The 26,172-nt window shown below is 67.8% G+C and carries 20 protein-coding genes; 7 read left to right on the top strand and 13 right to left on the bottom strand.

The window, feature by feature from the left end; genetic code table 11:
* Positions 1–6 precede the first annotated feature (6 nt).
* The 6 genes from PW843_05375 to PW843_05400 form a co-directional block, all read right to left on the bottom strand.
* Positions 7–681 (bottom strand): phosphatase PAP2 family protein, encoded by a 675-nt coding sequence (locus tag PW843_05375; protein ID MDE1146041.1) that lies wholly within the window; start codon positions 679–681, stop codon positions 7–9.
* Entirely contained in the window at positions 678–2,489 is a 1,812-nt protein-coding gene (locus PW843_05380; protein ID MDE1146042.1) for a glycosyltransferase family 39 protein, read from the bottom strand. Before PW843_05380 ends, PW843_05375 begins: the two co-directional genes overlap by 4 nt.
* Before the next feature lie 52 nt (positions 2,490–2,541).
* A complete protein-coding gene (locus PW843_05385) occupies positions 2,542–2,877 on the bottom strand; it encodes a lipid-A-disaccharide synthase N-terminal domain-containing protein (protein ID MDE1146043.1) in 336 nt (111 codons plus the stop codon).
* A 3-nt stretch (positions 2,878–2,880) separates the two neighbouring features.
* Complete coding sequence (locus PW843_05390) at positions 2,881–3,105, bottom strand: hypothetical protein (GenBank protein ID MDE1146044.1); 225 nt, start codon at positions 3,103–3,105, stop codon at positions 2,881–2,883.
* Positions 3,106–3,898: 793 nt separating this feature from the next.
* On the bottom strand, positions 3,899–4,534 hold the full coding sequence (gene pncA / locus PW843_05395; GenBank protein MDE1146045.1) for a bifunctional nicotinamidase/pyrazinamidase: 636 nt from the start codon (positions 4,532–4,534) through the stop codon (positions 3,899–3,901).
* A gap of 140 nt (positions 4,535–4,674) precedes the next feature.
* Positions 4,675–7,782, bottom strand: a complete 3,108-nt coding sequence (locus PW843_05400; GenBank protein ID MDE1146046.1) for an Rne/Rng family ribonuclease — start codon at positions 7,780–7,782, stop codon at positions 4,675–4,677.
* Positions 7,783–8,506: 724 nt separating this feature from the next.
* On the opposite strand from PW843_05400, the gene PW843_05405 reads away from it, so the two are divergent.
* A complete protein-coding gene (locus PW843_05405; protein MDE1146047.1) occupies positions 8,507–9,829 on the top strand; it encodes an N-acetylmuramoyl-L-alanine amidase in 1,323 nt (440 codons plus the stop codon).
* A gap of 131 nt (positions 9,830–9,960) precedes the next feature.
* Positions 9,961–12,411 carry a penicillin-binding protein 1A gene (locus tag PW843_05410; GenBank protein MDE1146048.1) on the top strand — a complete coding sequence of 817 codons (2,451 nt, stop codon included), beginning with the start codon at positions 9,961–9,963 and terminating at the stop codon, positions 12,409–12,411.
* A 51-nt stretch (positions 12,412–12,462) separates the two neighbouring features.
* On the opposite strand, the gene PW843_05415 is transcribed toward PW843_05410, so the two are convergent.
* Entirely contained in the window at positions 12,463–13,266 is an 804-nt protein-coding gene (locus PW843_05415) for an SDR family oxidoreductase (GenBank protein ID MDE1146049.1), read from the bottom strand.
* A 133-nt stretch (positions 13,267–13,399) separates the two neighbouring features.
* Between PW843_05415 and PW843_05420 the strand changes: the two genes are divergently transcribed.
* A complete protein-coding gene (locus PW843_05420; protein MDE1146050.1) occupies positions 13,400–14,344 on the top strand; it encodes a GlxA family transcriptional regulator in 945 nt (314 codons plus the stop codon).
* Between the two features lie 79 nt (positions 14,345–14,423).
* On the opposite strand, the gene PW843_05425 is transcribed toward PW843_05420, so the two are convergent.
* Together PW843_05425 and PW843_05430 are read right to left on the bottom strand one after the other, a co-directional pair.
* Positions 14,424–15,437, bottom strand: a complete 1,014-nt coding sequence (locus PW843_05425; protein ID MDE1146051.1) for a hypothetical protein — start codon at positions 15,435–15,437, stop codon at positions 14,424–14,426.
* 23 nt (positions 15,438–15,460) lie between these two features.
* Entirely contained in the window at positions 15,461–15,907 is a 447-nt protein-coding gene (locus PW843_05430) for a MarR family transcriptional regulator (GenBank protein ID MDE1146052.1), read from the bottom strand.
* A 96-nt stretch (positions 15,908–16,003) separates the two neighbouring features.
* On the opposite strand from PW843_05430, the gene PW843_05435 reads away from it, so the two are divergent.
* The gene (locus PW843_05435; protein MDE1146053.1) at positions 16,004–17,413 is read left to right on the top strand and encodes an MATE family efflux transporter; all 1,410 of its coding nucleotides are present in this window, start codon (positions 16,004–16,006) and stop codon (positions 17,411–17,413) included.
* A 15-nt stretch (positions 17,414–17,428) separates the two neighbouring features.
* Here PW843_05435 and gmk read toward each other — a convergent pair whose 3' ends face one another.
* Together gmk and PW843_05445 are read right to left on the bottom strand one after the other, a co-directional pair.
* Positions 17,429–18,112, bottom strand: a complete 684-nt coding sequence (gmk, locus tag PW843_05440) for a guanylate kinase (GenBank protein MDE1146054.1) — start codon at positions 18,110–18,112, stop codon at positions 17,429–17,431.
* A complete protein-coding gene (locus PW843_05445) occupies positions 18,109–18,978 on the bottom strand; it encodes a YicC family protein (GenBank protein MDE1146055.1) in 870 nt (289 codons plus the stop codon). The genes gmk and PW843_05445 overlap by 4 nt, the downstream gene beginning before the upstream one ends.
* 223 nt (positions 18,979–19,201) lie before the next feature.
* Between PW843_05445 and PW843_05450 the strand changes: the two genes are divergently transcribed.
* Both PW843_05450 and PW843_05455 read left to right on the top strand, forming a co-directional pair.
* Complete coding sequence (locus PW843_05450; protein ID MDE1146056.1) at positions 19,202–19,963, top strand: SDR family NAD(P)-dependent oxidoreductase; 762 nt, start codon at positions 19,202–19,204, stop codon at positions 19,961–19,963.
* Positions 19,964–19,982: 19 nt separating this feature from the next.
* Entirely contained in the window at positions 19,983–20,696 is a 714-nt protein-coding gene (locus PW843_05455; GenBank protein ID MDE1146057.1) for a hypothetical protein, read from the top strand.
* A gap of 9 nt (positions 20,697–20,705) precedes the next feature.
* Here the strand turns inward: PW843_05455 and PW843_05460 are convergent, their stop codons facing one another.
* A complete protein-coding gene (locus PW843_05460) occupies positions 20,706–21,905 on the bottom strand; it encodes an aminotransferase class V-fold PLP-dependent enzyme (protein MDE1146058.1) in 1,200 nt (399 codons plus the stop codon).
* A gap of 114 nt (positions 21,906–22,019) precedes the next feature.
* A complete protein-coding gene (locus tag PW843_05465) occupies positions 22,020–22,982 on the bottom strand; it encodes a LysR family transcriptional regulator (protein ID MDE1146059.1) in 963 nt (320 codons plus the stop codon).
* A 230-nt stretch (positions 22,983–23,212) separates the two neighbouring features.
* Here PW843_05465 and PW843_05470 point away from each other — a divergent pair, with 230 nt between their 5' ends.
* Positions 23,213–26,158, top strand: a complete 2,946-nt coding sequence (locus tag PW843_05470) for a TonB-dependent receptor (GenBank protein ID MDE1146060.1) — start codon at positions 23,213–23,215, stop codon at positions 26,156–26,158.
* The last annotated feature ends 14 nt before the right edge of the window (positions 26,159–26,172 follow it).

A 26,172-nucleotide genomic window follows, 5' to 3' on the forward strand; every position in this document is an offset into this window, starting at 1 on the left:
TCAATGTCACTGACGTGATTTCCGGACGGCGACCATAGCGCCATCGGGCGCCGGCAGCCAGCCGCGCCGTGTGAAGCTATCGCGCAAAAGCCCCGTGATCACCACCGCCACGGCCGCCCCCGCCAGCACGTCGGACGGGTAATGCGCCCCCACCCACAGCCGGGTGGTGGCCAGCGCCAGGGCCAGGGCCAGCAGCGGTGCCTTGGCGCGCGGCCACAGCATGCCCACCGACAGGGCCAATGACACCAGCGTGTCGGCATGGCCCGAGGGGAAGGAATAATAACGGAAGCCCATGTGGAAGGGCTGGGGCAGGAAGATGCCCTGGCTCAGGAACAGCACCGGGCGCGGGCGACCCACCACCGCCTTGATGGCATCAACCATCAGGCCGGACAGCGCCACCGCCAGGAAGACGAAAGCCGCCATGGCCAGCCACTGGCCCAGCCGCTGCCGCTGCGTTCCTTCCGCCTGGGCACGGGCGGTCGCCAGGGCGATGACCGCCAGGCCCAGGGGCACCAGGCTGTAAAGGCTGTCGCCGGCCACGGTCAGGCGGTGGCTGAGCGCCTTGACCTCGGCCGGCAGGGTGGCGGCCCACAGGGTGAAGGGCCGATCCAGCCACAGCATGAGGGCGGCCTCCAGCACCAGGAAACCGCCCCAGGCCAGGATCAGGGCCGGCCGCCTCACGGCTGCGGCGTAGCCGCTGGCTGTTCGGCTGCGGGCGGCTGGGCCGTTGGCTCGGCCGCCGGGGCGTTGACCGGTGCGCCGGCGCGGTACAGCGCCAGGTTGGCCCAGTTGCCGCGGGAATAGTTGAAGCCCCGGAAGTGCTTGATCAGTTCCGGCGACAGGCCGCGCGCCGCCAGGGCGGCGGTGAAGGCCGGTTCTTCCTTGTCGCGCACCAGGGCCAGGCCGCAGCTTGGGTCATCGGCCAGGTGGTTGGCCACCATGTCCGGCTCACCCAGCATGGTCTTGGTGCCCACCAGGAACACCATGCTGGGTTCGGTATAGCCGGCGGCGGCCAGCACGGTGGTGGGGCACAGGCGGTTGTCGGCCACCACCTGGGCGATGGCGGGGCTCAGCCACATGGCCTTCAGCGTGGGCATGACCAGGCCCAGGATGGTGACCATGCTGAGGGCCCCGCCGGCGGCGATGCCCAGGGTCAGCCGCTTCAGGCAGCCGATGCGTTCCAGCACCACGAAGGCGATGCCGGTGGCCAGCACCAGGGCGCAGGCGACAGCACCCGCCGGCAGGTTGGTCCCCTCCAGCCGCAGGGGCGCGCCGATGGCAATGACGGCCAGGGCGGCGGTGATGATCAGGTACAGGGCGATCACGCCCCAGCGGCCGACCGCCGCCGCGATTGAGGGACGGCCCCGTTCCTCCGGCGGCAGGTTGCGGTTGGCGGCCTTGCCCTCCGCCGTCTTGGCGTCGATGCGCGACAGCAGGGCCGCCATGCCGAGGAAGGCCAGGGCGGGGAAGGTGGGCAGGACGTAGTGGGGCAGCTTGGTCGCCACCGCCTCGAAGATCAGCCAGGTGGGCACGATCCAGGCCAGGCAGAAACGCACGGCGTCGTCATGGCGGCGGCGCCAGGCCCAGGCGGCGCCTAAGCCCACCAGCAGGCTGCCCGGCCAGAAGCTGAGCCAGAAGGTGATCAGGTAATAACCCGGTGGGCCGGCGTGCTTTTCCTGGCCCGAACCGACCTTGCCCAGGAACTCATGGCCGATGGAGTCCGCGAAGAACTGGCCCTTGGTGGCGATGGTGATGGCGATCAGCCAGGGCAGCACCATGGCCAGCACGATGGCGATGCCGGGCAGGGGGCGCAGGCCCTTCAGCCAGCGCCAGTCACGGTCGGCGAAGCCCAGGGTGATGATGGACCCCAGCACCGGCAGCAGGATGACCGGCCCCTTGACCAGGATGCTGACGCCCATGGCGATCCAGAAGGTCAGCACCAGGCCCCAGGTGGGGGGGATGGGCTTGCGCCGGTCCAGGTAGATGCGGCCCAACGCGCCCATGGCCGCCACCACGGTGGCCAGTAGCACGGCGTCCGTCTTGGCCATGCGCGCCTCGACGCTCAGCAGCACGCTGACGGCCATCAGCAGGGCCGCACCAAAACCGGTGGTGGCGCCGAACAGCAGCTGCCCCGCCCAGGCGGTCAGCAGCACGGCGATGACGGCGCCGACCAGCGAGGGCAGTCGATAGGCCCAGATGGGCGTATCCTCGGCATTATGGTCGCCGGTGATGGCCTGGACGGCGGTCACCGTGGCGCTCTGCAGCCAATAGATGCCCACCGGCTTCTTGTTGCGCGCCTCATCCTGGAAACGGATGGAGACGAAGTCCTTGGTTTCCAGCATCTGCCGCGTCGCCTGGGCGAAGCGGCTTTCGTCGCGGTCGAACGGCGGGATGGTGGTGAAGCCGGGCAGGAAGGCGGCGAGCGCCAGCAGGGCCAGGATCACATAATGCACGGGCCGCAGGACGGCGGGACGATAGGGGTCGTTCATCGGCGGGCGTGTTCCAGCGGCTTCTGAAGAAAGGACGGCGACGGCAACGGCGTCAGGTGGCTTCGGCGGCTTCCGCGCGCTTGTGCTTGTGGATCAGGTGCAGGTTGCGGGCATAGACCACCAGGCCCGGCATCTGGCCGGCGATGATCACCAGGTCGGGCTTCAGCAAACCATACAGCAGCACCAGGCTGCCGCCGGCCAGGCTGAAATACCAGAAGGCGACGGGCACGACGCTGCGGCCCGCGCGCTCGCTGGAAATCCACTGGACGATGAAGCGGGACATGAACATGGCCTGGCCGAACAGGCCGAAGGCCGCGATCCAGCCATTGTTGCCCAGGGCCTGATGCCACCAGTGCAGCAGGAACTGCGCGACGTGATCCCAGACCATGGATCAGACCTCCTGCGCCGTGCCGGGCATGGTGTTCCGGCGCAGCATCCACAGCATGCCCAGCAGGTCGAAGAAGCCGACAGCGGCCCGGCCCAGGTTGGTGTACTTGGACCGGCCGGCGTGGCGGGCGCGGTCGTTGATGGGCACGTTGGCCATCTTCCAGCCGCTGTATGTGGCGACCGTGGGGATGAAGCGGTGGATGGCGTCGAACTGCGGCAGTTCCAGCAATGGCGGCGCGGTGCACCAGCTTGAAGCCGCAGCCGGTGTCGGGGCAGCCGTCGCGCAGCAGGGACCGGCGGATGCCGTTGCCCAGGCGCGAGGTGATTTTCTTGGCCAGGGTGTCGTCGCGCCGGCGGCGGATGCCGCACACCACCTTCACCTCCGGATCGCGTTCCACCGCCGCCAGCATGGGCGCGATGTCGCGGGGGTCGTTCTGCATGTCGCCGTCGACCATCATGATCCAGTCGGTCCTGGCGGCATGGCAGCCGGTGCGGATGGCGCGGCTTTTCCCGGCGCGGCGGCCGTGGCGGATGACCCGCACGAAGGGGTACTTGGCCTTGGCTTGTTGCAGGTCGGCGGGTGTGCCGTCCGTGCTGCCGTCATCGACGAACAGGACCTCATAGTCCCCGGGGTAGGGGGCGACGGCTTGCAGCTCTTCCAGCAGCGGCAGGATGTTTCCCTGCTCGTTCAGGACGGAAATCAGGATGGTGTAGCGCAAACCCATCACCTCGGGGCACGGAAGGGCGAACAAGCCAAACCGGGGCAAACGCCTCGGCAAAGGCGTCCCCGGATCGTTTGGGGCAGAAAGCTACAGTTTGCCGCCAGCGTCAACAAGGGCGGGCGTCATGGTGCGACCTCAGGGGGCAAGGGTGCCCTGCGGTGGGGCGTCTTGAACGGCCGCTGTCCCATGCCGTTCAGGCCCCGACCGGGGCCGCCGAAGATTTACGGGGAGCCGAAGGCGGACTGGAAATCGAGGACAAGGCAAGGGCCCGGATGGGCCCGCCCGCCGTTTGAGGGAACACTAAAATGCCAGAACGTCCGCCAGGCTGATGCCTTTGACACCCGCGGCCGTCCAGTCGCGGCGGGCGGCGGCCAGTGAACCGTGCAGGTCGATGGCGCGGCAGGCCTCTTCCACAATGAACGCCTCGAACCCCAGCCGGGCGGCGTCGGTGGCGGAATAGGCGACGCAATAGTCGGTGGCGAGGCCAGCCAGGAACACGCGCCGCACCCCCCGCTCGCGCAAGGCCCCGGCCAGACCGGTGGCCGTCACCTTGTCGTTCTCAAAAAAAGCGGAATAGCTGTCGATGGCGGGGCGGAAGCCCTTGCGGATCACCAGTTGCGCGCTTTGCAGCGCCGGCGCCAGGCCGGCATGGAACGCGGCGCCGGCCGTTCCCTGAACGCAATGATCCGGCCACAGCACCTGCGGGCCGTAGGGCATCTGTGTCATGTCGAAGGGCAGTTTGCCCGCGTGCGCGCTGGCGAAGGAGGTATGGCCGGCCGGATGCCAGTCCTGCGTCAGGACGACGGTGCCGAATTGGGGCGCCAGCGCGTTGGCGGGCGCCACCACCGCGTCGCCATCGGCCACGGCAAGGGCGCCGCCCGGACAGAAGTCGTTCTGGATGTCGATCAGGATCAGGGCATCGGTATCGGCGGGCATGGCAACCTTTGGGCGCGGCAGGGTATCGTGAACACCATATATGAAAAAGCCCTCCCAGGCCGAGGGGCCGGGAGGGCTGATTCGTTTAGGCTGTGGGCGCTAGGCCGTCAGCCTTGGCGGTTGAACCCACCCTGAAGGCCTTACTTCAGGATGCGGTTCCACCAGCCCTTCTTGGGCTGTTCCACCGACGGGTTCAACTCCACCGAGGGATGCTCGGCCGGTGCCGCGTCCTCGGCGGCCACCTCGACGGCGGCCGGGGCTTCCGCAACGGGGGCCTCGACAGCCGGGGCCGGTTCGGCGGCGGCTTCGGTCACCACCGGCGTTTCCTCGGCGGCGGGGACGGCCTTCTTGCGGCTGCGGGTGGCGCGCTTGGGCTTGGCCGGGGCCTCTTCCGCCGGGACTTCCGCGATGGGCGTCTCGACGGCGGGGGCCTCGACAGCCGGGGCCGGTTCGGCGGCGGCTTCGGTCACCACCGGCGCTTCCTCGGCGGCGGGGGCGGCCTTCTTGCGGCTGCGGGTGGCGCGCTTGGGCTTGGCCGGGGCCTCTTCCGCCGGGACTTCCGTCACGGGGGTGGGGGCTTCGGCGGCGGCTTCGACCACCGGCTCGGCAGCCGGCGCTTCGTGCGCCGGTTCCACCGGGGTCGGTTCCACCGCGGCGTCGGGCGTCACGGCGTCGGCCGCGATGGGCTCGGCCGCTTCACCATCCGCCGCGTCGGCGACATCGCCGTCCTCACCCGTGGTGCCGTCCTCGGCGCCATGGCGGCCACGACGGCGGCCACCGCGCTTGCCACGGCGACGCTTCTTGCGCTCCCCGTTGGCTTCGCCGTCGGCGTCCGTCTCACCGTCCACGCCTTCGGCGCTTTCGCCTTCACCTTCACCGTCGGCATCGGCCTCGACAGGCTCAAGGGCGGCAGCGTCGGCCACGGCCTCGGTCGTCTCGGTTTCCTGCTCCGTCGTCTCGGCGCGGTCCTGACCGCCACGGCGGCGGCGGCGGCGGCGGCGACGCTCCTGGGACGCTGCGTCGGACGCCTGGGCCTCGGTCGTGGTCTCCTCGACCTCATCCTCGACCACGTCTTCCTCAACGGCTACGTCCTGATGTTCCAGGGCGCGGTCGGTCTCGGCGTAGATACGCTCGGCGCTGACGGCGGCGGCGGGCTGGTCATCGGCCGCCGTACGGGCGCGGATGCGCTCCAGACGGTGATCCGGCGGCACCAGACTGTCGTCGGCCGACAGGAAGACGCGGAAACCGTAACGACGCTCAATGGTCGTCAGGGCATCGCGCTTCTGGTTCAGGATGTACAGGGTCACCGCACTGGCGGCCGTCACCGTGATCTCGGTGGAGCGGCGGCGGATGCCTTCGTCCTCGATGGCGCGCAGCACGGCCAGGGCCGCACTTTCCAGCGAACGCACCATACCGGTGCCTTCGCAATGCGGGCAACGCTCGAAGTTGATTTCCTGCAGGCTGGGGCGCAGGCGCTGACGCGACAGTTCCATCAGGCCGAAGGGCGAGATGCGGCCCAGCTGGATGCGTGCCCGGTCGGCCTTCATGGCCTCCTTCAGGCGCTTTTCGACCGCGGCGTTGTTGCGGCCGTCTTCCATGTCGATGAAGTCGATGACGACCAGGCCGGCCAGGTCACGCAGGCGCAACTGGCGGGCCACCTCTTCGGCGGCCTCCAGGTTGGTGCGCACCGCCGTCTCCTCGATGTTCCGCTCCTTGGTGGCGCGGCCGGAGTTGACGTCGATGGCGACCAGCGCTTCCGTCTGGTTGATGACGATGTAGCCGCCGGAGCGCAACTGCACCACCGGGTTGAACATCAGGTCGATCTGGCTGTCCACCTGGAAGCGGTGGAACAGCGGAATGTCGTCCGTGTACTGCTGGATCTTCTTGGCGTGGCTGGGCATCAGCATGCGCATGAAGTCCTTGGCGGTGCGGTAGCCCGCCTCGCCTTCCACATGCACCTCGTCCACGTCGCTGGCGTACAGGTCGCGGATCGACCGCTTGATGAGGTTCGCTTCCTCGTAGATCAGCGCCGGGGCCACCGCCTGCATCGTCTGCTCGCGGATGTTGTCCCAGAGGCGCATCAGGTACTCGAGGTCGCGCTTGATCTCCTGCTTGGACCGTTCCATGCCCGCGGTGCGCAGGATGACGGCCATGCCTTTCGGAATGTCCAGCTCCTCCAGCAACTCCTTCAGGCGCTTGCGATCCTGCGGGTTGGTGATCTTGCGGGAAATGCCACCGCCCCGGGGGGTGTTGGGCATCAGCACGCAGTAGCGGCCGGGCAGGGACAGGTAGGTGGTCAGCGCCGCACCCTTGGTGCCGCGCTCTTCCTTGGTGACCTGGACCAGCAGGATCTGGCGGCGGCGGATGACTTCCTGAATCTTGTAGGATCGCAGCGAACGGGGGCGGCGACGCTCCTCCTCCTCGCCATCGGCGTGGGCGGCCTCGGCGTGGCCGCTTTCCTGCGGGGCGCGGTCGTTGCGGTCGCGGCCACGGCGGCCACGACGGCCCCGATGGCGGCGACGGTCGGCGTTCTGGCGGGCGGTCTCGCCTTCGGCGGTTTCGCCCTCGCCACCTTCCTCGCCTTCACCTTCACCGGCGTCCTCGCCGTAGGCGTCGTCTTCGCCCTCGGTGAACTCGCCCTCGGCGTAGGGGGCTTCGCTGAACTCGGCGGTCTCGCCATCGGCGTCGCCGGCCGACAGTTCCTCGCTGATGTAGGGCTGATCGATGATCAGGGGCTGGGCCGCCGGCACATAGGCGTCGTCGGCATGGCCTTCGGGCACCACCAGATCGGTGGCCACGGTTTCGTGGGCGCCGACCTCATCGGCCACGGCCGCGATCGCCGCCGGGGCGGCCGCGTCGTCATAGGGGGCGGATGAGGCGCCGGCCTCCAGCAGGGGCGGATGCGCCGCCGTCTGCAGGGCCTCTTCCTCTTCGTGCTCCTGCGCTTCGCGTTCGCGCTCCAGCTCTTCCTGCTCGCGGATCAGCGCTTCGCGGTCGGCGACCGGGATGCGGTAATAGTCCGGATGGATTTCGGAGAAGGCGAGGAAGCCGTGGCGGTTGCCGCCGTATTCCACGAAGGCCGCCTGTAGCGACGGCTCCACCCGGATCACCTTGGCAAGATAGATATTGCCCTTCAGCTGCTTCCGGCTGGCGATTTCGAAATCAAGCTCATCAAGCTTGTTACCATTGACCACAACGACCCGGGTCTGCTCCGGATGCGTGGCGTCGACAAGCATACGCTTGGCCATTTTTTATCCTCATGGCACAGGGACGGTGGGGTCCGCGCGACGGACGAACCCACCGGTGTGCCACTGTTTGTCGCCGAAGCATCGGGCCCCAGTCGCCGCCTTGTAGCACCCCGAAACGGCGCTTCCAGGAAGCGGCCAGCGGGGGGGCGGGCGACCGGAACCTGGCGCTGACCCAATGGAAAATGGGGGCCGGCGCCGGCTTCGTGGTTTCACAGGACCGCGCATCCATCAAGGCGTCCCACCCACGGATCGCATCGCAGCGGACTTGGCTGGCTGCGGTACGGGAACCGGGGGCGACGCCCCCACCCCGGGAGAGGGGCGGGACGAGGATGCTGGTTGTCGCGAAATTGAAGATAAACACGGGCGCCCCATACTACAATGAAAGAATCATGACTTTGTCGGTCCTATTTCAACCGGCGGGGGGCGGTGGGGGCCGGCAGGGCGCCCACCCGAGTCGAAATGCGGCGGGTTTCTTAGACGCCGTCTCATGATCCCGCTTGAAGCAATTGATTCAAGAAGGGTATAAGGCGCACTGGTAAGGCCTGTCTCGATTGGTTTCGGGGGATGCGCAGTGTCCGCCTTTGGGCGTCGACCTCACCGGATCTGTAGGCGCCAGGTGTCGCGGGGGGCGATCCTGGCTTGGGTGACGCCTGTCCTGATGTTCGCCCTGCTTACGTTTGTGCCGGCTCGCGCGCGGGACATGGCGTCCGTCCGGGGGACGGAGATGGCGCAGGCCACGCAGGTGCTGCGCCTGCCGTCGTCCAAGCGCACCAGCGTCCTGGCCGTGCGCCTGGGCCTGCAGGGGGAAATGACCCGCTTCGTCCTGGAGATGAGTGAGCGCACGGACTATCGCGTCACCACCGCCATCAACCCCGGCCGGGTGGTGATCGATTTGCCGTCGGTCGCCTGGCAGGCGGCCCTGCCCGGGGCCGGGCGCGGCCTGGTCAAAGACGTGCGCATGACCAGCAGCCTGTCCGGTGCCGCCCAGGTGGTGCTGATGACCGAAGGGCCGGTGCGCGTCGCCAATGCCGATTTCCTGCCCGCGCGCGACGGCCATCCGCCGCGCCTGGTGCTGGACCTGGCCCACGGCGACCTGGGCAGCCTGATGGCCGCACTGGTCCCGACAGCGCCGCCGTCCCCACCGCCGCCACCGGTGGAGGACAGAAGCGTGGCCGTCCTGCCGGAGGCGCCGGGCACCGGCATGCCGCCGGTGGGTGCCGCCATGGTGCCGGCCGCCAGCCGGGCCGGCATGCTGCCGACCCTGCCGCCCGATCCGTCGCCGCCGCCCAAGGCGGCCCCTTCATCCATCATGGTGCCGCCGGCGCCCACGGAAAAACCAACCCTGCGCGACCGCCTGCCGCTGATCGTGCTGGACCCCGGCCACGGCGGTGATGACCCCGGCGCCACCAGCGTCAACGGCGATCATGAGAAGGACATCACCCTGGCCATGGCGCGCGTGGTCGCCCGCGCGCTGGAGGCGACGGGCCGCTACCGCGTGGCGCTGACCCGCGACAGCGACATCTTCATCCCCCTGCGCGATCGGCCCGCCAAGGCCCGCGCCCTGGGGGCCGACCTGTTCATCTCGCTGCACGCCGACATCGTGGTGGGCCGGCCGGTGCGCGGCCTGTCCGTCTACACCCTGTCGGACAAGGCGACGGACCGTGAGGCCGACATGCTGGCCCAGCGCGAGAACCGGTCCGACGCCATCGTCGGCATGGACCTGGCCGGGCAGAACGAACAGGTGGTGGGCATCCTGATCGACCTGGCGCAGCGCGACACCCGCAACCAGTCGCGCCGTCTGGCCAACCTGGTGGTGGACACGGTCGGGCACGACATCACCCTGCTGAACTCGCCTTTGCGGTCGGCCGGTTTCGCCGTGCTGACGGCCCCCGACGTGCCGGCCATTCTGGTGGAGATGGGCTATCTGTCGCATCCGGTGGATGCCCGCCTGCTGGTGACCGACAGCCACCGCCGGCGCTTCGCTACCGACATGGTGCGCGCCATCGACACCTTCTTCGGGCCCCGCCGCAAGCCAACCCGTAAATAAGCCACGATCGCGGCGCCAGTCGTGCGCCTGAGGCATGCGCGCCGCTGCCGGGCGGGGCGCGACAGGCCGGGCGCTTCCTGTTAGGGTGCCGGCCTCTTTCGGCAACATACCCGCGGGTGTTGGTCCTTCCCATGCGCATTATCGTCAAGCTGTTGGTCGTGTTGTTGATTCTGGCGGGGGCGGGTTGCGTCGGCCTGTACCTGGGCTACCGCCATTACGCGGCGGACCTGCCGGACTATCACCAGCTGGTGGACTATCAGCCGCCGACGGCGACGCGGGTGCAGGCGGGCGACGGCCATTTGATCGCGGAGTTCGCGGCGGAGCGGCGGGTGTTCGTGCCCATCAGCCTGATCCCCAAGCGCGTGCGTCAGGCCTTCGTCTCCGCCGAGGACCAGAACTTCTACCAGCATGGCGGCGTCGACTGGCTGGCCATCGCCCGCGCCATGGCCACCAACGTGGAACGGCTGGGCCAGGACCGCCGCCCCATCGGCGCCAGCACCATCACCCAGCAGGTGACGCGCCTGTTCCTGCTGAACAATGAGGTCAGCTACGTCCGCAAGATCAAGGAGGCCATCCTCTCCTACCGGATCGAGGAGGCCCTGTCCAAGGACCGCATCCTTGAGCTGTACCTGAACGAGATTTACTTAGGGAACCGGTCCTTCGGCGTGGCCGCCGCCGCGCTGAACTACTTCAACAAGTCGCTGGATGAGCTGACGGTGGATGAGGCGGCCTTCCTCGCCTCCCTGCCCAAGGCGCCGGACCGCTATTTCCGCGACCGCTTCCATGATGCCGCCATCGCGCGCCGCAACTATGTGCTGGGCCGCATGGCGGAGGACGGCTATATCACCGCCGCCGAGGCCAAGGACGCGCAAACCCGGCAGCTGACCTTCCGCGACCGCCACGCCGGTGAGCAGGTGGACGCCGACTACTTCGTGGAGGAGGTGCGGCGCGAGCTGCTGTCGGTCTACGGCGAGTCCAAGCTGTATGAGGGCGGGCTTTCCATCCGCACCACCCTGGACCCCAAGCTGCAGCAGGCGGCGGTGGAGGCCCTGCGCCACGGGCTTGAGGCCTTTGACCGGCGCAAGGGCTGGCGCGGCGCCGTCGGCCGCCTGGACAGCCTGGCCAACTGGCAGGACCAGCTGGCCAAGGCGGCCGTGCCCGCTGGCGGGGAGCGCTGGCAGCTGGCGGTGGTGCTGAAGGCCGAGGGGGATGAGGCCGCCATCGGCCTGAAAGAGGGCGAGGGCAAGCTGCGGCCGGAGGATGTGAAGTGGGCCCGGCGCCAGGCGCTGACCGCCGGCGATGTCATCATGGTCGAACCCGTCATGGCGGAGCCGGCCAAGGGGGCGGACAAGGACGCGGCGCCGGCGCCCGTGCCCGGTCTCTACACCCTGCGCCAGATTCCTGAGTTGCAGGGGGCGGTGGTCGCCATGGACCCGCGCACTGGCCGCGTCTTGGCCATGAGCGGCGGCTTCAGCGCCCGCATCAGTTCCTTCAACCGCGCCACGCAGGCCAACCGCCAGCCGGGTTCGTCCTTCAAGCCCTTCGTCTATCTGGCGGCGCTGGACCGGGGCTTCACCCCGTCCAGCCTGGTGCTGGACGCGCCCTTCTCGCTGGAGCAGGGGGCGGGACAGGAGAAGTGGCGGCCCAGCAACTACACCGACCAGTTCTATGGCCCGACGCCGCTGCGCGTGGGCATCGAGAAGTCGCGCAACGTCATGACCGTGCGCCTGGCGCAGAACATCGGCATGCCGGCGGTGGTGAACGAGGCCAAGCTGTTCGGCATCAGCGACCATCTGGCGCCGGAACTGTCCATGGCGCTGGGGGCGGGCGAGACCACGGTGCTGAAGCTGACCACCGCCTACGCCATGCTGGACAACGGTGGCAAGCGCATCACCCCCACCTTCGTGGACCGGGTGCAGGACGCGGCCGGCAAGACCATCTACCGGCACGACCAGCGCGCCTGCGACGGCTGCCAGGTGGCGCCGGCCGCGCCGGAGGCCGCCTCCAATGCCGAGGTCGGCGCCGTTCCCGACGTGCCCGACACGCGCGAACAGATCGAGGACCCCCGCACCGTCTACCAGATCGTCAACATCCTGCAGGGGGTGGTGGACCGCGGCACGGCGGCGCGCCTGCGCGTGCTGGGCAAGACGCTGGCCGGCAAGACCGGCACCACCAACGACAGCCAGGACGCCTGGTTCGTGGGCTTCAGCCCCGACCTGGTGTTCGGCGTCTTCACCGGCTACGACCAGCCGCGCTCCCTGGGCGATCATGAGACCGGCGCCTCCGTCGCCGTGCCCATCTTCGAGGAGTTCATGAAGACCGCCCTGGCGGACAAGCCCTCGCTGCCCTTCCGGGTGCCACCGGGCGTGCGCCTGGTGCGGGTCAATCCCGAAACCGGCCGCCTGGCCGAACCGGGCGACCGCAAGGCCATCTGGGAAGCCTTCATCCCGGGCACCGAGCCCAAGGGCAACGAAGGCGTGCTGGACGGCGGCGACGGCGGCAGCGTCTGGGTCCAGGCGGCACCGGGCGCCGCCCAGCAGCAGAACACCCAGATGGGCACCGGCACCGGCACGGTCTACTGACGGCACGGGCCACCCTGGCGACGGGGCGGCCCGTTATGTCAGGTGGGCGCCTTACGCCGCCGGCTTCAGCCGGGCGGCCGCCGTGCTGTGCGACAGGTTGGGCTTCAGGCCCTGCCGCGCCGCCTCATAGGCCCGCCAGTCCGCCACGTCGGGCAGGGCGGGGATGGTGATCAGTTCACCCTGGTCCAGGGCGGCCAATGAGGCGTCCACCATCTCGTCCGCCGGCATCACCCATTCCTGCGGCAGGTTGTCGACCGGCACACCGGCGACATCCCAGAACTCCGTCCGCGTGGCGCCGGGCAGCACGGCCTGCACCCGCAGGCCCTTGCCGGCCAACTCATGGTACAGCGACTGGGTGAAGGCGATGACGAAGGCCTTGGTTCCGCCGTAGGTGCCGTTCAGCAGCTCCGGCGCGATGCCGACGATGGACGCGATGTTGATCACCAGCCCGCCGCCCCGCCGCACCATGCCGGGCACGGCGGCATGGGTCAGGCGGGTCAGCGCTGTCACGTTCAGCTGGATCATGGCGTCCATCGCGTCGACATCGGCCTCCAGCAAGGGGGTGGCGGAACCCACGCCGGCATTGTTGACCAGGGCGGTGATGCCAGCGTCCTCCCGCAAGCGGGCCTCCACGGCGCGCAGGTCGGCGGGTTTGGTCAGGTCGGCGGCCAGCACCTCGACCTTGCGGCCGGTTTCGGCGGCCAGGCGCTGGGCGCGCTCCTGCAGGCGGGCGACGTTGCGCGCCACCAGGATCAGGTCATACCCGCGCCGGGCCAGGCGGTCGGCATAGATGGCGCCGATGCCGGAAGACGCGCCGGTGACGACCGCCGTGCCCTTGGAAGAAGTGATGCTCATGATCCGGTTTCCTTTCGATCCCTGCCGGCGGGGCGCCGGGGGTGATGGGGGAAAGATAGGGGCATCGGCGCTTGACCTGAATGTCATTGACGCCACATTTTAGGACATCAGGTTCTTGGGCGTTGAGGGTGGCATCATGAGACGGGTCGGCATCGTCGTGTTTCCCGACTTTCAGATCCTGGACCTGGTGGTCGTCACCGTGTTCGAGGTCGCCAACGTTGTGGCCGGCCGGCCGCTGTATGACGTGCACCTGGTGTCGCCTTCAGGCGGGCGGGTGGCCAGTTCCGCCGGCGTGGTGGTGGAAACCCAGGCGCCGGGCGATCTGGCTTACGACACCGTGGTGGTGGCGGGGCGGATGGATGTGGCCGAAATGGGGGACGACCTGCTGGACCTTGTCCGCGCCGCCGCTAGGCAATCGCGCCGCACCGCCAGCGTCTGCACCGGTGCCTTCATCCTGGCCCAGGCGGGCCTGCTGGATGATCGGCGGGCCACCACCCACTGGATCCACGCCCGGGCCATGCAACGCGAATTCCCCCGCGTACGCATGGAGGAAGACCGCATCTTCGTCCAGGACGGTCCCATCTGGACTTCCGCCGGCATGACCGCCGCCATCGACCTGTCGCTGGCCTTGGTGGAGGCGGATGTCGGCAGCGACATCTCCCGCGCCGTGGCGCGCAAGATGGTGGTCTATCACCGCCGGCCGGGCGGACAGTCGCAATTCTCCGCCCTGCTGGAACTGGAACCCCGGTCGGACCGCATCCATTCGGCGCTGCGCTATGCGCGTGAGAACCTGAAGGCCGACCTGTCGGTGGAACGCCTGGCGGAGGTGGCGCACCTCAGCCCCCGGCAATTCAGCCGCGCCTTCCAGGCGGAAACCGGCCAGTCACCGGCCAAGGCGGTGGAGAATTTGCGGGTGGAGGCGGCACGGGTACTGATGGAGGAGGGGCGCCACCCCATCGAGATCATCGTGCGCGAGACCGGATTCGGCGACCGGGAACGCATGCGCCGCGCCTTCCTGCGCGCCTACGGCCAACCGCCGCAGGCCGTCCAGCGGGCGATGCGGTCGGCCGCCGCCTAGATAGATCGGGGCTCTCCGTATGGTTGATCGCTCGAATTATGCGGCCAATAAGAAATTAATATGCCGATTTGTTTAGTTGCTAATCGGTAGGGGTGAGGTGAATCGTATTTTCTCGTATCGTCTGGAGTGTTGCCTCAAGTGCTTTGTAATCGTCGCCTATTTGTACGCTGTTCATTAAAGCGCAAGCCTGCTCAATGCATGAAGAGAGCCAATTGTATTCAATAGGAAGCTCTAGATTCAGCACGCGCGACCGGAAGCGTTGTAACTGATTTAGGACTGCATCTTTGCCTTGATCTACTGTTGTGAGCATGGACGCTGACCAGATAGTCTTGAGCGTCGCGCTGAGCGGCCGTGAGATCACCTTGTCGGTGAGGTCATTCGCGTCCGCATAGCTCGAAGCTTCGACATGGTCTTTCATTGCAGTGAAGCGCTTGTGGTCGATATGTTTCCCCACCAATCCGTAATTATTAGTTTGGTATCGGAAGTGAAAATCTTGGCGCCTACCCAGCAATAAACTGGTATCACATCCTTTGCGAACAAAAGTAAATAGATCGCTATCGAGGCGTATAAGTGGAGATACGAGCGCGTCAAAATCAGAGAAATTCACAGATGAAACAATATTTGATAATTCTGTATCAAATATATCGTCATCATCATGAAAATATATGATTGAATCTAGTAATAAATCTGAAGCCATACTGTAATCAGTATAACTAATATGACTGACTCCATTAGCAGATCGATTGTTTACTGACGCAATATCTTTGAGAATGGCGCGGCATGTAAAATAATCTAAAGTGAAAGTATCATTCCATACCTGAATCAAACGAGGAATTTCGGCTGGAAATCCGGGAACGGGCATTGGAGGCAGGTAGTGGGCGGGATCTATCGAAAGGCCGTTCCGCTGTGACCGCGCGAGTTCTGCCCACGCGGGCGACTGCCGCTGTACGAGAAAAACTCTATCGACCATCAAATTCTCCGTGATGTGGGGCGTATTGAGATTCACCGGGAATGAATAACGGCGGCGACAAGATGGGTCATGAAGCGTTCCATCCGCAGCTTGAATCACGCTCTCGCAACGGATGGAAGCCAAATCTCAGTTGGCCCTGGGTTGGGTCAGAAAACCAGCCCGGCCAGGGTGTTGCGCAACGCCGCCGCCTGGGGGGGGCCGTTCGCGGCTTCGAACTCCCGCTGTGCCTCGCGCCAGAGGATGGAGGCCTCGCGCAATGCCGCCCGGCCCTGGTCGGTCAGGGTGATCTCATGGCTGCGCCGGTCCTGGGGCGCGGGGGCGACGCGCAGCAGGCCGTCGCGCTCCAGCGGGCGCAGGTTCTTGCCGGTGGTGGTGCGGTCCAGATCCAGGCGCGCCGCCATCTCGTTCACCGACAGCGTCCCGGCCTCATAGACCAGCGCCAGCAGGCAGAACTGGGTCATGCGCAGGCCGGTGGGCGCCAGCTTGGCGTCATAGGCGTTGGTGATGCGCCGCGCCGCGCGCCGCAGCGCCGCACAGTTGCACGCGGCGACGCCGTCGCCCGGACCCATTTTCCCACCGTGCGTCATGTCCATCTCCTTCTTTTCCGTTTTTAGCAAAGCGATGGCGCTTGCGCCAGGTAAGAGTATATGCTCCTAAATGAGGGCATATGCTCCTATCTGGAAATCGCCATGACCACCGACATCACCGCGGCGCTGCCCGAAGCGGATGAGGCACCGGCCCCGCCGGCCGTGCCACCCGCCCGTCATGCCCTGCTGCATGGCCCCATCGTGCCCACCATGCTGCGCCTGGCCTTGCCCACCGTCGTGGTGCTGGTGATCCAGACCCTGGTCAGCGTGGCGGAGACCTATTACGTCAGCGCGCTGGGCACCGACGCGCTGGTGGGGGCGGCCCTGGTGCTGCCCGTGTCCATGCTGATGACCATGGTAGCGGCCGGCGGCATCGGCGGCGGCGTGGCGGCGGCAGTGTCGCGCGCCATGGGGGCGGGGCGGCAGCGGGATGCGGGCGCCCTGGTGTTCCACGCCCTGGTGCTGGCCGTCGGCTTCGGCTTGGCTTTCACCCTGGGTCTGCGCTTCGGCGGTCCCGTCCTCTACCGCCTGCTGGGGGCGCGGGACGGGGCCCTGGACGCGGCGCTGACCTATTCCAACTGGCTGTTCGCCGGTGCGGTGCCGCTGTGGATCATCAACCTGATGTCGGCGGTGCTGCGCGGCATCGGCAATGTGCGGGTGCCGGCGCTGGTCAGCTTCGTCGGCGCGCTGGTGATGATCCCGCTGTCGCCCTTCCTGATCTTCGGCATTGGCCCCGTTCAAGGGTTCGGCATCGCCGGTGCCGGCATGGCGGTCAGCGGCTATTACACCGTCGCCGCCCTGGCCCTGCTGGCCTACATGCTGCGTGGCCGCGCCGGCCTGGTGCTGCGCCGCGTGGCGCTGGAGGGGCGGCTGTTCCGCGACATCCTGGGCGTGGGCAGCATCTCCGCCCTCAGCGCCATCCAGTTGAACCTCATCACCATCCTGGTCACCGGCGCCGTGGGCCGTTTCGGCACCGATGCCCTGGCCGGGTTCGGCATGGGCTCGCGCCTCGATTACCTGCTGATCCCCATGCTGTTCGGCCTGGGCACGGCGGTGCTGACCCTGGTGGGGACCGCCATGGGGGCGGGCAACCAGGCCCGCGCCCGCCGCGTCGCCTGGATCGGCGCCTTCATGGGCGCCGGCGTGACGGAACTGATTGGCCTGATCGTTGCCCTGTGGCCGTCGGCCTGGGTGGATTTGTTCAGTCATGAGCCGGCGGTGCTGGCCCATGGCGCCCACTACCTGCGCACTGTCGGCCCCGTCTATGGCGCCGTGGGCCTGACCTTCATCCTGGGCTTCGCCTCGCAAGGCGGCGGCCGGCCGCTATGGGCTTTCCTGGCCGGCACCGCGCGCCTGGGCGTGGCGGGCGGCTTGGGCTGGCTGGCGGTGGCGGCCTTGGATGCGGGCATCGGCACGCTGTTCGCCCTGGTGGCGGCCGCCAGCGTCACCTCGGCGGTGTTGTGCGCGGCCGCCACGGTCAGTGGCGCCATCTGGCGGCCGGGGCGGGAGTGAACCGCCCCGACAACCTCACAGCCCCGCCTGCAGGCCCTTCACGAATTCCGACAGGCCCACCTGGCGGCGGCGCACCTGGCGTTCGGCCGTCAGGATGGCGTGGGCCTTGGCGACGGAACTTTCCACGTCGTTGTTGATGATGACGTAGTCGTACTCCGCCCAATGGCTCATCTCATTGGACGCCTTGCTCATGCGCTTGGCGATTTCCGCCTGGCTGTCCTGGGCGCGGCTGGTCAGGCGGCGTTCCAGTTCGCGGGCCGACGGCGGCAGGATGAAGATGCTGACCAGGTCGTCGCGCGCCTTTTCCTTCAGCTGCTGCGTGCCCTGCCAGTCGATGTCGAACAGCACGTCGCGGCCGCCGGCCAGCGCCTGTTCCACCGGCTCACGCGGGGTGCCGTAGTAGTTGTCGAAGACCTTGGCGTATTCCAGCAGCTTGCCCTGATTGATCATCAGGTCGAACTCTGTCCGGTCGGTGAAGTGATAGTCCACGCCCGCGACCTCGCCCGGCCGCTTGGACCGGGTGGTGGCGGAGACCGACATGGTCAGTTCGGTGTCCTGCGCCAGCAGGCGGCGGGCGATGGTGGTCTTGCCGGCACCGGAGGGGGAGGACAGCACCAGCATCAGGCCGCGGCGGCGCATGTACGGGTTCAGCGGGTTCGGACTCTCGATGGTGTCGTTGCTCATGGCGGGCGTGCTCATTCGATATTCTGGACCTGTTCGCGGAACTGCTCGATCGTCGCCTTCAGCGACAGACCGATGCGGGTCAGTTCCACGTCGGCGGATTTGGAACAGAGGGTGTTGGCCTCGCGGTTGAATTCCTGGCACAGGAAGTCCAGCCGCCGGCCCACGGCGGTGCCTTCGGCCAGCAGGTCGCGGGCCTGGGCGATGTGGGCGCGCAGGCGGTCCAGTTCTTCCCGCACGTCGGCCTTGGCGATCAGCAGGGCGGCTTCCTGCGCCAGCCGTTCCTCCGGCAGCGCCGGCAAGGCCTCCAGCAGGGCCTGCACCTGGGTCTTCAGCTTGTCGCGCAGGGCCTCAGGTTGCAGGGTGGCGGTGCCGGCCGCCGCTTCGGTCAGGGTGGTGATCTCATCCAGATGGCCGGTCAGCACGGTGGCCAGGCGGGCGCCCTCGGCCCCCCGGGCGGCGGCCAGGGCCGTGATGGCCTGGGTCACCGTCTTGCCGATGGCGGCCTCAAGCGTGGCGCGGTCTTCCGGCTGTTCCGCTTCCTCGCCCGTGTCGATGACACCGCGCACGGCCAGCAGGGCGTCCAGGCGCGGCGGGGCGGCGCCCGCCCCCTCGATCTCGCGCGCCAGTTCCAGCACCTGGGCCAGGAACTCGCGGTTCAGGCGCAGGGGGGCGGTGGTGGCGCTGCGGTTCACCGTCAGGTTCAGCGTGACGTTACCGCGCCGGATCAGGCGGTTGACTTCCCCGCGCGCCAGGGCCTCGACCGCGTCGAAGCCGGACGGCTGGCGGGTGCGCAGGTCCAGGGCGCGGCCGTTGACGCTTTTCACCTCGACGATCCACGAGGTGGCGTCCAACGCGCCTTCCGCCCGGGCGAAGCCGGTCATGCTGGCGAGGGGGGAAGGTTTGGTCAAAGGGCGGTCCCCGGATTGAGGTTGATGGTGTAGGGGACGCATCGGGCCCCGCGCTGCCGGCTGGACCGGTGGCGAGACATGTTGCATCGTCTGTGCGGGGTTATAGCCCGCGGGGGCGGCGACAAACAAGCAAGCGCCTGTTGTCCCAGCCGTTCGGGGGCCGAAAGTTCATGCGCATCGAAGGGGGAACAAGGTCTTGCACGCGCCCAACAGCATTCTGATCACCGGGGCCTCCAGCGGCATCGGTGAGGCCTTGGCCCTAGCCTATGCGGCGCCGGGGCGGCAGCTGTGGCTGACGGGGCGGGACCGGGACCGGCTGGACGCGGTGGCGGAGGCGGCCCGCGCCAAGGGCGCCCGGGTCACGGCGGCGGCGCTGGACGTCATGGACCGCCAGGCCCTGGCCGACTGGATCCTGGCGGCCGACTCCGGCGTGCCCATCGACCTTGCCATCGCCAATGCCGGCATCTCCGGCGGCACCGGGGCGGCCGGCGAGACGGAGGAGCAGGCCCGCCGCATCCTGGCGGTGAACATCGAAGGGGTGCTGAACACCATCCATCCGCTGATCCCCCGCATGGTGGAACGCAAGCGCGGGCAACTGGCGCTGATGTCCTCGCTGGCGGCCTTTCGCGGCATGCCCGGCGCCCCCGCCTATTGCGCGTCCAAGGCGGCGGTGCGGTCCTATGGCGAGGGCTTGCGCGGCGACCTGCTGGGCAAGGGGGTGGAGGTCACGGTCATCTGCCCCGGCTTCGTGCGCAGCCGCATGACGGCCGTGAACAGCTTCCCCATGCCCTTCCTGATGGATGCCGACCGGGCGGCCCGTATCATCATCCGGGGGCTGGTGGCCAACCGCGCCCGCGTGGCTTTCCCCTGGCCCACCTATGCCGTGTCCTGGCTGCTGGGCGTGCTGCCGCCCGGCTGGACCGATGCCTTGCTGGCGCAGGCGCCCCGAAAGGGCTGATCCGGAAGGAATAAGGCATATGGCCGTCTTTAATGGATTCTGGCACGGGGAGACGATGCCGCCCCATGTGCGGACGTGCATCTCATCCTTCATCGACCATGGGCACGCCTACCATCTTTATTGCTACCGGCAATATGACGCGATCGACGGCGTCCGGTTCGAGGATGCCAACGAGATTTATCCCGAAGATGAGATTTTCTATTACAGGAATGAGGATGGCAGCCGGGGCAGCATCGCCGCCTTCTCCAACCTGTTCCGCTACAAGCTGCTGTCGATGAAGGGCGATTGGTGGGTCGACACCGATGTGTATTGCCTGAGCGATGTGGTGCCGCCGGGGGAGACGTTCTTCGGGTGGGAAGACAAGAACAAGATATGCACCGCCATCCTGAAGTTTCCCGCCGGCCACCCCATCCTGGGCGACCTGCTTGAACAAAGCCTGGCGGCGGGCAGGGACCTGTACTGGGGGCAAACGGGGCCATCCCTGCTGACGAAAATCATTCAGGAACGGTCGGTGACCCATCTTTCCTACCCGCCGCACTATGCCTATCCCGTGGATTGGCGGGACTACCGGCGCCTGGTGCGCCAGGACGACTGCGCCGAGATCGAGACGCGGGTGGCGGGCCTGCCCTTCCTCCACCTCTGGAATGAGATGTTCAGGCGCGACCCGGCCAACGACCTGGACGCGCCCGAAGCGGGCTCCTTCTGGGACAAGCGGCTGAAACGGCGGGAATGACGGCGAGACTTAGGCGCGGAGGGCGGCCACCGCTTTGAGCAAGCGGTCCAGTTCCGCATCGGTGGTGAGATAGCTGACGGAGGCTCGGGCGATTTCCGTCAGGCCTCGTGCCGTCATGTCCAGCGGCGTGTAGGGGATGCCATTGGCGCCGATGGTGATGCCATGGTCCAGCAGCCGTGCCCGCACCGCCGACCCCGTCCAGCCGTCGACGGTGAAGGAAACCAGGCCGCTGCGCGTGTCCGGCGCGCCGATGTCGCGCACGGCGACGCCGGGGATGGCGCTCAGCTGGGTGCGCAGGTCGTCCGCCACGGCCTGGATGCGGCCACGGATGGCCGGAATGCCCACGCTCAGCGCCAGGTCCAGCGCCTGGCCCAGACCCAGCAGCAGGGCCACCGACGCCTCCGCCGGTTCCAGCACACGGGCATCGTCACGCGGCGCCCCACTGCCGGCATGGGATGCCCAGGGGGCCGACTGCACGTCCAGGAAGGCGGGCGCCAGGCGGGCCAGGAAACCGCGTCGGACGTGCAGCAGGGCGGTGCCACGGGGCCCGCGCAAATGCTTGCGCCCGGGCGCCTTCAGCATGTCGCAGCCCAGCGCCGCCACATCGACCGGGATCTGGCCCACCACCTGGGCGGCGTCGATGACATAGGGGATGCTGGCGGCCCGTGCCACGCGGCCCACGGCGGCGGCGTCGTTCACCAGGCCGCCGTTGGCCGCCCCCCAGGTCAGGTTGATCAGCTTCACCCGGTCATCGATCAGGGACCCGAGCGCGTCGGCGTCGACGCGGCCGTCATCCAGGGTCGGGATGACCTCCACCGTGGCGCCGGCCCGGGCGGCCTTGTCGCGCAGGGTGGTCAGGTTGCCGCCCCATTCCTGGCGCCCGACCAGGATGCGGTCGCCCGCCGCCAGCGGCGGCAGGGCGGCGATGGCCAGGCCCCAGGCACTGGACCCACCGGTGGAGAAGGCGATCTCGTCCGCGCCGGCGCCCAACAGCGACGCGGCGGCGGCCCGGGTGCGCTGCACGGCCTCGGCGGCCTGCGCCCCCGCTTCCATGGGGCCGACCCTGGCCTCCAGTTCCAGATGCCCCACGATGGCCCGCGTCACGGCGGCGGGGGGCAACGAGGCGCCGGCATGGTTGAAATAGGCATGGTCGGGGCGGCAGCCCGGTGTGTCGGCGCGCAACAGATCGACTTGAGTATCGGTCAGCATGGTCGGCGGCGATCCCTGGTTGGGTTCGTTTGTCTGATTTGTCGTTGACCCAGCATGCCCGCCCGTCACGCCTCCGGCCAATTGAAAGTGCGTCAACTCAATGATTGATCCGGCTCATGTCTTGAGCGGCGCCTGGCCTTGGGACGCGCCCAGTTTCGCCCGCAGCTTGGCGGTCAGCCGTTCCGCGAACTCGGTGCCGCGCGGATGTTCCTCGCGCAACTGTGGGCGGTGCAGCAGGCGCAGTTGCCGGCGCACGGTGGGACCGTCCAGGCGGATCAGGCGCAGGCGATCCTCCGGGAAACCCCGGGTGTACAGCCAGGGCATGACGCCGATGGCCAGGCCGCTCAGCACCAGCCCGTAGAGGGAGTTGATCTGGTCCACGCGATAGCGCGCCGACGGGGCCAGGTCGTTCTGCTGCAAGGCGGCGGAGGTCAGCTCACCAATGCTGCCGCCGGCGAAATGGACGATCTCCTGTCCGGCCAATGCTCGCCACGGCAGGCGGTCGTGGATGGCCAGCGGGTGGTCGGCGCGGGCCACCAGCAGCATCTCATCCTCGAACAGGGGCACGCCCTCAAGGTCGGGGTCGGGGGTGGCCTGTACCGTCACCACCAGGTCGTAGGTGCCGCCGCGCAGACCCCGGATCAGTTGGTCGGCGCGCCCGTCGTGCAGGTGGGGAACGACCCCCGGCATGTCGCCCGCCAGTTCCACCAGGGACATGGCCACCGCCTCCATCGCCGTGGGGATGGCGCCGATGCGCACCGTGGCGATCTCCCGCCCCGCCACCTCATGCATGTCGCTGAAGGCGTTGGCGGCCGTCGTCAGCAGGCGTCGCGCGTGCGGCAGCAGCGAGATGCCGGCGTCGGTCAGCGTCACCTTGTGGGTCGTGCGGTCGAACAGCCGGATGCCCAGGTGCGCTTCGATCTGGCGGATGCCGGCGCTGATCGCCGGCTGGGACACCGCCATCTCCTCCGCCGTGCGGCAGAAGTTCCCCGTCCGCGCCAATTCCACGAAAAAGCGGAGCTGGCGCAGCGAGATGGGATTCTTCCAGGCGTCAAGGGCGTCGGTGCTGCGGGGCATGGTTTTGCTAATAAGGCAAATTTATAAAAACATAAATGTAAAAACTTTCCCCTCTGAATTCGACCTCGTCATACTGCGTTCACATTCCAGACCGGGCGGGGTGCGGTGGCGGGCAGCCACCAGACGCGGGGTCGGAATGGAACGGCGACGGGCGACAAGCCTCGCGCCACCTCGGGGGAGGAGCCGCCGACCGGGCAAGTGTCGGGCGCAAAAAAAGCATCGGGGGCTCCATGTCAATCAAAGGGAAGGCGCGCAACCGCGCCGGGCGTATCACCGCGACCATCGTCGCCATCACCGCAGGGCCGCTGGCCATCGGATCGGCTGCGGCGCAGACCGCTTCCGGCGACGGGGCGCTGACTGAGATCATCGTCACCGGCTCGCGCATCAAGAGCCCCGACGCCACCAGCGTCAGCCCGGTCAGCACGATCAATGGCCAGGAGCTGCAGCAGCGCGGCGTGACGCGGGTGGAAGACCTGATCAACACCCTGCCGCAGGCCTATGCCGACCAGGGTGCCGGCAACCGCGGCGGCACGGTGGGCGCCAGCGGCACCTCCACCATCAACCTGCGCAACCTGGGCAATCAGCGCACCCTGGTGCTGATCGACGGCCGCCGCCTGATGCAGGGCGATCCGGACCGCACCTCGGCCCAGGCGCCCGACATCAACAACATCCCCGCCGCCCTGGTGGAACGTGTCGATGTGGTCACCGGCGGCGCCTCCGCCGTCTATGGCTCCGACGCCCTGGCGGGCGTGGTGAACTTCATCCTCAAGAAGGATTTCGACGGCGTCCAGGTCGACACCACCAACGGCTTCTACAATCACGCCAACAACAACGCCATCCGCTCCGTCGCGGCGGCCGCCAAGCAGCCTTATGCCAGCGGCGCCAACTTTGACGGCCCGCAGGACGATTTCTCCATCACCGCCGGCAAGAACTTCGCCAGCGGCCGGGGCAACATCACCGGCTTCTTCAGCTACCGCCGCGCCTCGGGCGTGGGCACGTCGGACCGCGACTTCTCGACCTGCGGCCTGTCGGCCAGCGCCAGCGGGTACGGCTGCTCGCTGTCCAGCGCGACATATCCGGCGCAGTTCCAGCCGCTGAACCCCACCACCGGGGCGGCGCGCGGCACCTACACGCTGGATGCCGCCACCGGCAACACGCTGCGGACCTATAAGACGTCCGACGGCTTCAACAACGGCAACACCTACGACCTGCAGTCGCCGGACCAGCGCTACAACGCCGACGTCTTCGCGCATTACGAATACGCCCCGAACCAGCAGGTCTATGGCGAGTTCATGTTCATGCGCGACAAGGCGGACATCCGCCTGTCGCCCACCGCCGTGTTCAGCGTGGCGGAGACGGTGAACTGCGACAACCCCTACCTGTCGGCGCAGGAGGTCAACGTCCTCTGCACCTCCGCCGGGTTGAAGGCCAACCAGAACGCCTCGGTCGTGGTGTCGGAACGTGATGTCCAGGCGGGTTCCCGCCACGACTACACCACCCACACCTCCTACCGTGGCGTGCTGGGCGCCAAGGGCGACATCAGCCCGGATTGGCAGTACGACGTCTATGCCCAGTACGGACGCACCCAGTATGACTCGCGCCTGACCGGCGACATCTCGCTGGCGAACTTCGCCAATTCCCTCCAGGCCGTGACCAATTCCAGCGGCCAGATCGTCTGCAAGAACGCCACCGCCGGCTGCGTGCCGCTGAACATCTTCAGCATCGGCGGCATCACGTCCGACGCACTGAACTACGTGCAGCAGGACTTCTACCGCACCGGCTTCACCGAGGAACTGGTGGCCAGCGGTTCCGTCACCGGCCAGGTGACGGCGATCAGCAGCCCCTTCGCCAAGAACCCGCTGGGGGTGGCGTTCGGCACGGAGTACCGCCGGGAGTCCATCGGCCTGACCCCGGACAGCCACTATTCCTCCAAGGACGTGGCGGGCAATTCGGGTGGTGAGTACCCCATCTCCGGCGCCTTCGATGTGAAGGAACTGTTCGCCGAGATGACGGCGCCGCTGGTGGAGGATCGTCCCTTCTTCCACAGCCTGTCGCTGAACGCCGGCGCCCGGTATTCCGACTACAGCACGGCGGGTGACACCACCGCCTACAAGTTCGGCGGCGAATGGTCGCCGGAGTCCAGCGTCCGCTTCCGCGGCAGCTTCCAGCGGGCGGTGCGGGCACCCAACCTGGTGGAACTGTACGGGGCGCAGCAGATCACCACCGCCAACCTGACCGACCCGTGCGAGGGCACGCACCCCACCGCCAGCCTGGCCTCGTGCATGGCCTCCGGCGTCACCGCCGCCCAGTACGGCAACATCACCCCGGCGGCGGGCCAGAAGTCCGGCGCCATGATCGGCGGCAACCCCGACCTGAAGCCGGAAGAATCCAACACCGTGTCGTTCGGGGCCCAGTTCACCCCGACCTTCCTGCCGGGCGTGACGGTCAGCGCCGATTATTTCGATATCGATGTGAAAAAGCTGATCTCCACCGTCCCGGCGACGATCGAGCTCAGCCAGTGCATCGCCACCGGCACTTTCTGCAACCTGATCTCCCGCAACACCACCACCGGTTCGCTGGTCACCCGCGGCTATGTCGTCACCACCTACATCAACGCCGGCTACCTCGACACCTCGGGCGTCGATTTCTCGCTGTCGGCCAAGTACGACGTGGTGGACCTGATCGGTGTGGAAGGTTGGGGCAAGGTCAGCCTGAACTTCTCCGGCACCTTCACCGACAAGTATGAGATCCAGGTGCTGCCCAACACGCCGGCCTACAGCTGCGACGGCTATTTCGGCGTCACCTGCGGCATGCCCATCCCGAAATGGCGCCACCGCATGGTGGTGGATTGGGGTCTGCCCAACGGCATGGACCTGATGGCCACCTGGCGCTACATCGGCGGTACCCGCAACGACAAGACCAGCAGCGCCACCTACCTGACCGGCACCTACTACGCCTATGACTCGCGCCTGCCCAGCGTCAGCTATCTGGATCTGGGCGTGTCGATGCCGCTGGCCGACGACCTGAGCCTGCGGGTGGGCGTCAACAACGTATTCGACAAGGACCCGCCCCTGACCGCCAGCACCGGTGGACAGGTTTCCAATGGCGCTTTCTACAGCGGCATCTACGATGCCCTGGGGCGCTACGTCTTCACCAACGTGAGCATGCGCTTCTGATGCGGTTGGGTGGG

The sequence above is a fragment of the Azospirillaceae bacterium genome (assembly GCA_028283825.1).
Lineage (GTDB): Bacteria > Pseudomonadota > Alphaproteobacteria > Azospirillales > Azospirillaceae > Nitrospirillum.